Below are 9,285 nucleotides of genomic sequence, written 5' to 3'. Positions count from 1 at the left end.
CGACGGATTGGGCTTTTTGCGCACGAACATGGGGCCAGCTTACACTCGGGACACCCAAATCAGAAATCGGCCCCTTATAAAATAAGGACTTACGACGAAATTTCAGAGAGGTGTTGAACTCAGGAGCCGCAAGCAGAACAGACCGAACGGCATCCTCCGGGACCGGTGGGGCGTCCGTGGTCACCGCATCTCTTGGCCGCCGGTTACGTTGATGGCCTGGCCTGTCATATAGGCGGATTCATCGCTCGCGAGGAACACTACAACGTTGCAGACGTCCCGGTAGGCACACGGGCGTTTCATCGGCACCTGGTCGATGTATTTCTTGCGCACCTCTTCCTCGGTGATGCCTTGGGTCCGCGCATATTGCTTGAAGAGGCTCTCGGTCCAAAGCGGCGAGTCGAGCAGATTGCCGGGACAGACGGCGTTGACGCGCACGCCCTGTTCGGCGAATTCCAGCGCAAGGCTCTGCGTCACGCCGATGCTGCCGAATTTGGACGCCGCATAGGCGCTGTTCTTGAAACTGCCCTTCTTGCCCGACTTCGAATTGGTCTGGATGATCGAGCCGCTGCGCCGCGGCAGCATCACGCGCGCCGCTTCCCGCGCGCACAGGAAATAGCCCGTCAGATTGACGTCGATGACTTTGCGCCATTTCGCGGCATCAAACTCAAGCGAATCACCCGCGACGAGAATACCGGCATTGCTCACCAAGACATCCAGGCCACCGAGAAACGCCACCGATTCTTCGACCGAAACGCGCACCGCCGCCGCATCGGTCACGTCCGCGCGCAACGCCATGACCCGCCGCCCCGTTTCCCCGGCCGCTTCCGCAGCCTTGGCCTGCATCTGCTCCAGGTTAATGTCCCAACCGGCCACATCACACCCTTCCTGCGCAAGCCGTTCCAGAATAGCCGCGCCAAGTCCTTGTCCCGCGCCAGTGACAATAGCTTTCTTGTTCTCAAGTCGTTTCATGTCAGAAAATGCTCCAACAGGGCCTCTTCAGCCGCCCGGGTCCACGCGCCTTCGGGGCTCAGCTTGGCGGCGACATGCGGCAGCAACTGAGCCAAATCTTCCAGCGCGACAAGCGGAAATGACGGTATTTGTGTGTATATGACGGTTTTTCCTGGAAAGCGCGCCTCCTTGACCGCCTTCAGGCCCGCATGCGCCGCGTCCAAACCCCCAATTGCGGCCACGCTGCGGTTGGTGTCCAGGTCTCCGCTTTCGACGAGATGCAGAACCTTGCGAAGGTCGCGGATGCGGCTTCCGCTGCACCCGATCAGCTTCACGCCCCGGCACAATGCCTCCAGCGGTATTTTCGCCATCGTCCCGATGCTCAACCCAGCAAACAGGTTGACGAGGGCGTTGTCGGCGGCCATGGCGACCGATTGCTCGACGAGCGCGGGCACGGGCGCGAGCACGACGATATCGTTGTAGCCGCCCGGGGCAAGCTCGCGGATACGGCCGTTCATGGCTTGTGGCGACGGAAACTCGCCCGCGGCCAGCGTGACAAAGTCGACGCCCCTGGCTTGGGCCAAGCCGCCAAATCGCCGCACGATGTGGTCCAGTCGGCCGCGATCGAGGTCGGTCACGACGATGAGCTTCGGTCCGTCGGCCTTTTCGACGGCGCGCTGGACATGCATCTGGCCCATGGGCCCGCCGGCGCCGATAAAAAGGGCGTTCCCAGCAGGCAGCAGGTCATTGCGCCGGTTTGCCTCGGCGACGGCCGCGAGATTTTCCCCGCCTCCGAAGAAGCGCCTGTTTTCGTAATGAATGCCGCCCACATCGAGCGCCACGGGTCCCGCGGCCGCGGGTTTGCCGACAAGCCACATGTTTCCGTTCCTGCTCAAGCGCGGCGCGAGGACATTGACGATCTCCGGCGTGGGATAGCGGATGATAATGTCACCGAAAACGCGGTCTCCGAGCGCGTCCATGCCCTCCAAGCCGGGCTGCAGGTGCACCACGTTCGGAAAACGCGCCATGCACGAGTCGTCGAGCGACTCGACCACGACGAGCGGTGCATCGCCCACGGGCTCCAGGCGGTCTTCGAGACAGTACGACATTTCGACGCAGGCCCAGGGTTCGGCAAGGGCGGCTTGGCTGTACCCGGTGTCCGGACGCACCGGCAGCAGGTAACACCCCTCATCCCCGGACAGGGCGCGCTCGTCGAGATAGGTGTACTCGGCGAGGCCGCCGGGAATCATGTAGCCGAAGGCGTAGCCTACGCCCTTGTAGTAGATGTCCGCCTGAACGATGAAGCGGTCGCCGGGCTTGAACATGTCCTGCCACTGCCGGCCCACCTTGACCACGGTCGCCGCGCATTCGTGCCCGAGCACGGTCGGGTCGTTCGCAAGATCGCGGCCGCGCAGCCGGGGGTGGTTGCCGCCCTGTGCGATGATCTTCATGTCGGATAAACACAGGCCCAGCGCATCCACGCGCAGCAACACCTCGTTGTCGGCAGGCGGGCGCAATTCGAGTGTGACAGGCTTGCCATTGCGCCCGACGTTTTCAAGGCCCGCCCCGAACACTTGCCACGCGCGGTACTGGCTCGGCAGCGGTGCGTCAACGTTGCGATAGGTTTCGAGCTTGCTCACAGGCATCCTCCTTCGGGGGTCCACAGACGATGGCGCGAGGTCTCACGGGTTCCCCGCAAGCAACCGCTGGCGGTAATGCTCATCGGGCCGCGTATCGATCCGGCGCACATCGTGGCCGGACATGAACCGCGGCCCGCCTGCGGCGTAGACGCCGAGCAGAATCCGGGACATCTTTTCCGCCATGTCGGTGATGTTCATGACTTTACGCGCGGAATCGGCCAGCGCGAAGAGACCGTGATTCTGCAGCATAATGCACTTCGGCATCACGCCCTCCTCCGCGATGAACCGGTCGAGCCGCGCGCGCACCTCGCGCGCAAGCACCAGACCGGGGTCTACGTAGGGCACGAACACCGACTTGTGCCCCATTACGACGATGTGATCCGGGCAGAGGCGCCCCGCCACGGCAGCTTCGGCATTAACGGAGCAGAGAATGCCGTTCGTGGCCACGGGGTGCGTGTGGCCGATGAACCGGTATTCGGGATACTTCAGCAGCAGTGCGTGCAGCATCGTTTCGACGGAGGGCTTGCGCTTCTCGCCAGGCGTGACGACTGCCGCGCGCAAAACCTGGTCGACATCGGCGTCGGTGGCATTGGGATCGTCGAGGATTGCCGTCGCCTTCGAGAGGGACACGGGCAGGAAATCCGGCCCGGTCATCGTGGCAAGCGTCGTGCCGGACGCCTTGACGTAGAACGTGTCATCATCGATTTTGGCGGACGTGTTGCCTTCGCCGAGGATTGCGTACTGGCGCGACGGGTCGCCCAGGTACCGGGACATTTCGATTAGTTGCTGCAATATGTCACTCATGCGCTGCTTCCTTTGCGTACCGGGACGGGACGACGGATTATAGCAGACGGGCAAAGCCCGGTTCAGTGGCCGTTGTTTTCGCGGCGGCCTTGGGCGCGCAGGTCCTGGAAGAACGACGTCAGCAGGCTGCCGCACTCCTCGGCCAGCAGTCCGGCGAACACGGCGGGTTGATGGTTGAACCGCGCGTCTTCCAGCAGATTCATCAGCGAGCTGGCGCAGCCGGCCTTTGGGTCTAACGCTCCAAAATGCACCTCGGCGACGCGGGCCAGGATAATGGCCCCGGCACACATGGGGCAGGGCTCGAGCGTCACGTACAGGCGCGCGCCCTCCAGCCGCCAACTGCCGAGCGCGCCCGCCGCGGCGGTTATCGCGATAATTTCGGCGTGGGCCGTGGGGTCCTGCAGTGTCTCGCGCTGGTTGTAGCCTTTGCCGATAATCCGGCCTTCGTGCACTACCACGCAGCCGACGGGCACTTCGCCCGCGTCGCGGGCCCGTTCAGCCTCCTGTATGGCGGACCGCATATAACGTTCGTGTTCGTCTTGCATGGCGCCGATTCTGGCGGCGGCACGCACGGCAAGTCAAACGCTGAAACCCCGGAAACATGCGGGGCGTGAATCGCTCGCAAGGCCGAACTTGTATTGCTCGCGCGGGACATGTAGCCTAATGTCCGACAGTTCTGATTGGGTTTGTTTGGTGAGGTGGAACGATGAGCGATTTGCGCGAAAACGGGCTCAGCACGTACCTGGCGGAGATATCGAAGATCCCGTTGTTATCTCCTGCAGAGGAGATACGTCTCGCCCGGCTTGCCAAACAGAACAACGGCGCGGCGCGGCGCAAACTGATCGTCTCGAACCTGCGTCTCGTCGTGAGTATCGCCAAGAAGTACCTCTATTACGGCCTGCCGCTCCAGGACTTGATCGAGGAAGGCAATCTGGGCCTGATGAAGGCGGTCGACCGCTATGACCCGGAGCGCGGCTGCAAGTTTTCGACGTACGCCACGTGGTGGATACGCCAAGCGGTCACGCGTTCGCTTTCGAATCAGGGGCGCACCGTGCGCATCCCCGTCTACATCACCGATAACATCGCCCGCTACAAAAAGGTGGCCGAGGAACTCTATATCAGGTCCGGCAAGACCCCTTCGCCGCAGGAGGTTGCCGAGGAAATGGGCATCAAGCTGGCCGAAGCTCAGCGGCTTCAGGAGTTCGTCACCGCGGTTACGCCGCTGGAAAAGATGGAAAGCACGGACGGCGAAGAGTGCGCTATCCCGGAAAGCATCGAGCCACACCTTTACGACAAGGCCATCGAGCAAATCGAATTGGACCAGCAGATGGAAGCATTGATGGGACAGCTCACGGAGCGGGAGGAAAACATCATCCGGTTCCGGTACGGCCTGATGGACGGCAAGGCGCACACACTCGAGGAAACGGGGAAACGATTCAAACTCACGCGCGAGCGCATACGGCAAATCGAGAAAGACGTAATGCGAAAACTGCGCACGTACGTGGTAGAACATGCCGAAGATTTCCGGTAACCGCCCGTTGCCTTTTCGCACCAAGGCCTTGTCTGGACATTGAGGACATGCGCCCCGCGACGCATGCACAAGATACATGAGGGTCAAGACGATGTTATTGACAATGCACCTAACCAGACGCGCATGTTCTGTCCTGGCGTTCGCACTCGCGTGCCTGCTGATGTTTTCACCGGCCGCACAGGCGCCCGCCAACACGGGAGACGTCATTCAGCCCGCCGTCAATCCCGGCCCGCAGGCGCCGTCGCAAGCCGCGGCGCCGCCCGCAGCGGACGGGAAGAAACGCGTCCTCATCGTGACAGGCATCGACTATCCAGGTCATCTCTGGCGCGAAACGGCGCCGGTGCTTCAAAAGGATATCGCGGCCGACACGCGCCTCTCCGTGGAGGTAACGGAAGACCCCGCGTTCCTGGCCTCCTCCGAGTTGCACCAGTTCGACGCCGTGGTCCTGCATTTTATGAACTGGGAACAGCCGGACCCCGGTGAGGAAGCCCGGGCCAACCTGAAGCGGTTTGTCGAGGGCGGCAAAGGCCTGTGCCTTGTCCATTTCGCTTGCGGCGCCTTTCAGGCATGGCCGGAATTTGCCGACCTCGCCGGGCGCGTCTGGGACCCCCAGCTGCGCGGCCACGATCCCTTCGGCATGTTCCTCGTCGATATCGTGGACCAAGAGCATCCCGTAACCAAGGGACTGAAATCGTTCGAGACAACGGACGAGTTGTACACGTGCCTGACGGGCGACCGGCCCATCAGCATCCTGGCGTCGTCGCGGTCCGTCGTCGACGGCAAGGACTATCCGATGGCGTTCGTGTTCACGTACGGCAAGGGCCGCGTGTTTCACAGTCCGCTGGGCCATGACGCGGCGGCGTTGTCCAATCCATCCGTGGCGGAACTGTTCCGGCGCGGTACGGCGTGGGTTGCCGGGCTTGCCCCGTGACGAACGTTCCTGCTGAGACGGAAGCGTCGGGGGGCCAGTCCGAACGTCCTGTTCGGGCGAAAAACCCGCGGCTGCGCGTCCTTCTCGACCTTGGCGTTCTGCTGTTTCTTGCGTTGTTCCTGCGATGCCACAATCTGCCGCACGAGTCGGTCTGGCTTGACGAATACTACAGCGCCGCGTATCTGAACGCGCCGACGCTCACGCAGTTCATCCGTGACCAGCGGCCCGAGAATTTTGAAATGGTACCCGTGTACTTCACCATGGAGTACTACTGGGCTCACGTGTTCGGCTCCGGGTTTCTCGCCCTGCGTGCGCTGTCGTTGCTCTTTGGCGCGGCAACGTTATGCCTCATCTACGCGTTGGGAAGACAACTGCAGGGGCGTGCGGCGGGCATCGTCGCGGGAGCCCTGTACGCCTTGTCGCCCCACATGATCCATCATGACCAATTCATCCGGCCCTACCCGCTTCTCACGCTGCTGGGAGCCGCTTCGTCATGGCTGCTGATTCGGCATCTTCAGGAAGCACCGACGGACACGGACGGAAACGGACTTGCGCCCCACACGCGCTGGAGCAGGCACCGGTGGCTGATCGCGTGCGGCCTCGTCAACGCCCTCCTGATGGGCACCCATCTGTTCGGCGTCCTGTTCGCCGCGCCTCAGGCAATTGTGCTCCTGGGCAGTGCTCTGGCTGCACACGGCCAGGAAAAACGCGTTGCTCTGCTCGTATTCGCCGCGTGGTCAGCGTGGCATGCGCTGGTCTTCCTGCTGATCGCATGGTGGGTATTTCCGCTGCCTCTGGAAATCTTCGCCACCGAGCGGGCCGTGCCTCTCAGGCAATTGTATGAAAAACTGTTCGAAGCGGACCCCACGTATATCTTCTGGACTCGCGGTTTCCCCGACAAGACGGTGGAGGTCACCCTGCCCGAGTGGACGCGGCTGCTGCTTGAACGCCTGTTCACCATGACGGACCTCCTTGGCTACCTCTATGTGACGGGCGTCGCCTTTGCGGCCTGGTGGTTTGTCCGCGACCGGTTCGCACGGTCGCATGCAGGGTTTACAGTGTGTCCTTCCCGCTCCGCTGTGGACGGAAGGAAGCTTGAACGGCGGCCTCAGACCGCGCTATGGCCGCATCTCTACCTCTTCCTGTGGCTCGGCGTGCCTGCGTGCATCTTGTTCCTGTTTGCGCGATTCCGTGAGCCGCTCGCCTTTCAAGAACGCTATTTCATTTACAGTTTCCCCGCGTTGTACTTGCTTGCGGGCATCGCCGCTTCGCGCCTGCGCCCCGCGTTTCTCCGCGTCCTCTACGCCGCCGCGCTGTGTTGCTTCTTGAGCGGACAGACCCTGCTGGCAGCATTCCTGCCCATGCGCACGGACTACATGGGCGTGGCACAACTGATTGCACGCGAGGCGCAGGCGCACGACGCAATCGTGGCCTTCGACTGGAGCCTGTGGCGTGTGCTGGTCTTTAATATGGGCGCCGGGGCACATCCGGTGCGCTGGAACCAGAACGAGGGCCAGACCTGGCAAGAACTGGAGACGGCCCTTGACCAAGAACAACGCGTCTGGGTCGTTACGAATAGCGATCCCGGCCAGGAACCTGTCCGCAAGCACGCCGAAGAAATGTTCAGGCGCCGCGGCACGCCCTACTCACGCACGGCCTTTCTGGGCACGCTCAACCTCTACGTATACATCAGCCCGCCCCTGACCGGAGCCGTTCCAGACCCTCCCTCCCGCACGCGAACGGAAATCCACGGGATCGAACCCGCGCAGGTTCCCCCGGAAAACTGGCCGGGTCAGAATGCCGGCTCCGGCGCGGCGCCCGCACCGAGCCGTTCCGCAACGTAGTCCCGCAGCGCATCCGCGACAATTCCCGCCTTCCGATCCATCGCCGCAAGGTTCATATGGCAAATATCGGTGAAACTATCCATGCCGCCGCGCAGACCCTCCGCGACGGGAATATAGGTCAAGCCGCGTTCCGCGCATAGCGCCTTCAAAAGCTCGTTGTACATCGCTACCATGCCGCAGTATTGCTCGATGTGCATCATGCGTCCCCACAGCATGAAGCTGATCCGCCACTCGAAGAAATCCCGTTCCATACGCGGAAGATGCGCCACGTCCGGGGCCGCGAAACTGCAGACCGCGAGACCGACGCCTCGGGCCCTGGCGTCTTTTTCCAGCAACTCGAGGTTGATGAGCACATGCTTCCCAATCCAGTCGCGCAATTCGCTTGACGGAGGGAAGAACCAATCATTGCAGTACCGGTAGAGGACGCGCGACCGTTTGACCAGGACATTGCAGCGTTCCAATGCGCTTGAATGCTCGCGTTCCCTCAGGTAACCCGGGAAGAAATTGGTGATGTCGTTCACAAAGTTGTAGTGGACAAGCAAGTCCGGCTCCAGCGCGAGATACTCGTCGAGCCGGTGATAGTCAAGATCAGTCCACGATGCGAATACACCTGCGTTGATTACTTCAATCCTGTCCGTCGCAAAGGCGGCCCGGAGTTTCGCTTCTACCATCTTGGGATAGGTCAGGTCGTTCGTAGGCCCTTCCGCCGTCGTCGAACCGCCGATACAGACAATACGAACCACGCCATCGGGTTTGGGAACAACGATTTCGCGGTCGCGAAATCCGAAACTGTTCGTGCGGAACTCGTAGGCATCGTTCTGATAGACATTCTTGCGGAACCTCACCCATAGCTTTCCCCACATGCTGTCCCGAAGGAAGATATGGACCTGCCCCTGCCCCGGCTCCGGCACGAAGTAGAACTGGGCTACATACCCGGACACGTCCCCCTCTGGAATCTCGTACTCACGGGGAAACGTGTTTCCGCTGCGCAGCGCCTCCGCGACGGCAATTCGAGCATCCGCGGCCTCCGCATCGTTCAACAGCGCATAGACCGCCGAGCCCGGCTGAACCTGCCGGGCCAAGGCCGCCAGCGTTTCGTGACCCGGCGCGCAATGCGTTTCGCGTATCGTGCCCGAACCGTCCACGGTCAGGACCAGTTCGCCGCGCCGCGCCGCGAAGGCGTCGCGCGCTTCGACATCGAGACCCGCGTACGTGGCGCGCTCCCGGATATCGGTCCCAACGTCCGGTGGCTCCAAGCCATAGCGCCGGATGACGGCTCGCTCCAGTTCCTGCTTCCTGGCCTCGTTCTGCCCCGCAAGGGCGGCCATACGCGCGTCAAGCCGGCGCAGCCGGTACGCCTCATAGACTTCAAGAGTCACGAATGCGACAACGGCCCACGTCAGTACGAAGCTCAACCACAAGAACGCTTTCGTCTTCCGCTTCATCATTCCAGTTTCCCAAGACTCCAACCACAAGAAAATGCAGTATACCAATGCGCGCCCAGCGCGCCCACTTCCCCGCGCGCCGCCACCGGTCAATCGGCGGACACAACCGGAAGCACCAGTTGAGACGGGCGGGCCGCGTCGT

The 9,285-nt window shown here is 62.1% G+C and carries 8 protein-coding genes; 3 read left to right on the top strand and 5 right to left on the bottom strand.

What is annotated here, in order from left to right; all coding sequences use genetic code 11:
- Window positions 1–180: 180 nt before the first annotated feature.
- The 4 genes from srlD to tadA form a co-directional block, all read right to left on the bottom strand.
- Entirely contained in the window at window positions 181–969 is a 789-nt protein-coding gene (gene srlD, locus KA184_21465; protein ID MBP8132156.1) for a sorbitol-6-phosphate dehydrogenase, read from the bottom strand.
- Window positions 966–2,588 (bottom strand): alcohol dehydrogenase catalytic domain-containing protein, encoded by a 1,623-nt coding sequence (locus KA184_21460; protein MBP8132155.1) that lies wholly within the window; start codon window positions 2,586–2,588, stop codon window positions 966–968. The genes srlD and KA184_21460 overlap by 4 nt, the downstream gene beginning before the upstream one ends.
- Window positions 2,589–2,630: 42 nt before the next feature.
- The gene (locus tag KA184_21455) at window positions 2,631–3,392 is read right to left on the bottom strand and encodes a class II aldolase (protein MBP8132154.1); all 762 of its coding nucleotides are present in this window, start codon (window positions 3,390–3,392) and stop codon (window positions 2,631–2,633) included.
- Between the two features lie 62 nt (window positions 3,393–3,454).
- Window positions 3,455–3,937: a tRNA adenosine(34) deaminase TadA gene (tadA, locus tag KA184_21450; GenBank protein ID MBP8132153.1), complete on the bottom strand. Its 483-nt coding sequence runs from the start codon at window positions 3,935–3,937 to the stop codon at window positions 3,455–3,457.
- A gap of 161 nt (window positions 3,938–4,098) precedes the next feature.
- Here tadA and KA184_21445 point away from each other — a divergent pair, with 161 nt between their 5' ends.
- From KA184_21445 to KA184_21435, 3 genes are all read left to right on the top strand, one after another.
- Complete coding sequence (locus tag KA184_21445; GenBank protein ID MBP8132152.1) at window positions 4,099–4,923, top strand: RNA polymerase sigma factor RpoD/SigA; 825 nt, start codon at window positions 4,099–4,101, stop codon at window positions 4,921–4,923.
- A 103-nt stretch (window positions 4,924–5,026) separates the two neighbouring features.
- A complete protein-coding gene (locus tag KA184_21440; protein MBP8132151.1) occupies window positions 5,027–5,854 on the top strand; it encodes a ThuA domain-containing protein in 828 nt (275 codons plus the stop codon).
- Window positions 5,851–7,698, top strand: coding sequence for a glycosyltransferase family 39 protein (locus KA184_21435; GenBank protein ID MBP8132150.1), 1,848 nt, complete (start codon window positions 5,851–5,853; stop codon window positions 7,696–7,698). Before KA184_21440 ends, KA184_21435 begins: the two co-directional genes overlap by 4 nt.
- Here the strand turns inward: KA184_21435 and KA184_21430 are convergent.
- The gene (locus KA184_21430; protein MBP8132149.1) at window positions 7,647–9,146 is read right to left on the bottom strand and encodes a hypothetical protein; all 1,500 of its coding nucleotides are present in this window, start codon (window positions 9,144–9,146) and stop codon (window positions 7,647–7,649) included. The two genes, KA184_21435 and KA184_21430, sit on opposite strands and share 52 nt — an antisense overlap.
- Between the last annotated feature and the right edge of the window lie 139 nt (window positions 9,147–9,285).

This window comes from Candidatus Hydrogenedentota bacterium, assembly GCA_018005585.1.
GTDB lineage: Bacteria > Hydrogenedentota > Hydrogenedentia > Hydrogenedentales > JAGMZX01 > JAGMZX01.
This window is presented reverse-complemented; position numbering and strand designations above follow the sequence as displayed.

What these genes read in the sequence shown, in the direction of transcription:
- srlD (MBP8132156.1), bottom strand. Translation starts at nt 969, where the DNA reads ATGAAACGACTTGAGAACAAGAAAGCTATTGTCACTGGCGCGGGACAA.
- KA184_21455 (MBP8132154.1), bottom strand. Translation starts at nt 3,392, where the DNA reads ATGAGTGACATATTGCAGCAACTAATCGAAATGTCCCGGTACCTGGGC.
- tadA (MBP8132153.1), bottom strand. Translation starts at nt 3,937, where the DNA reads ATGCAAGACGAACACGAACGTTATATGCGGTCCGCCATACAGGAGGCT.
- KA184_21445 (MBP8132152.1), top strand. Translation starts at nt 4,099, where the DNA reads ATGAGCGATTTGCGCGAAAACGGGCTCAGCACGTACCTGGCGGAGATA.
- KA184_21440 (MBP8132151.1), top strand. Translation starts at nt 5,027, where the DNA reads ATGCACCTAACCAGACGCGCATGTTCTGTCCTGGCGTTCGCACTCGCG.
- KA184_21430 (MBP8132149.1), bottom strand. Translation starts at nt 9,146, where the DNA reads ATGATGAAGCGGAAGACGAAAGCGTTCTTGTGGTTGAGCTTCGTACTG.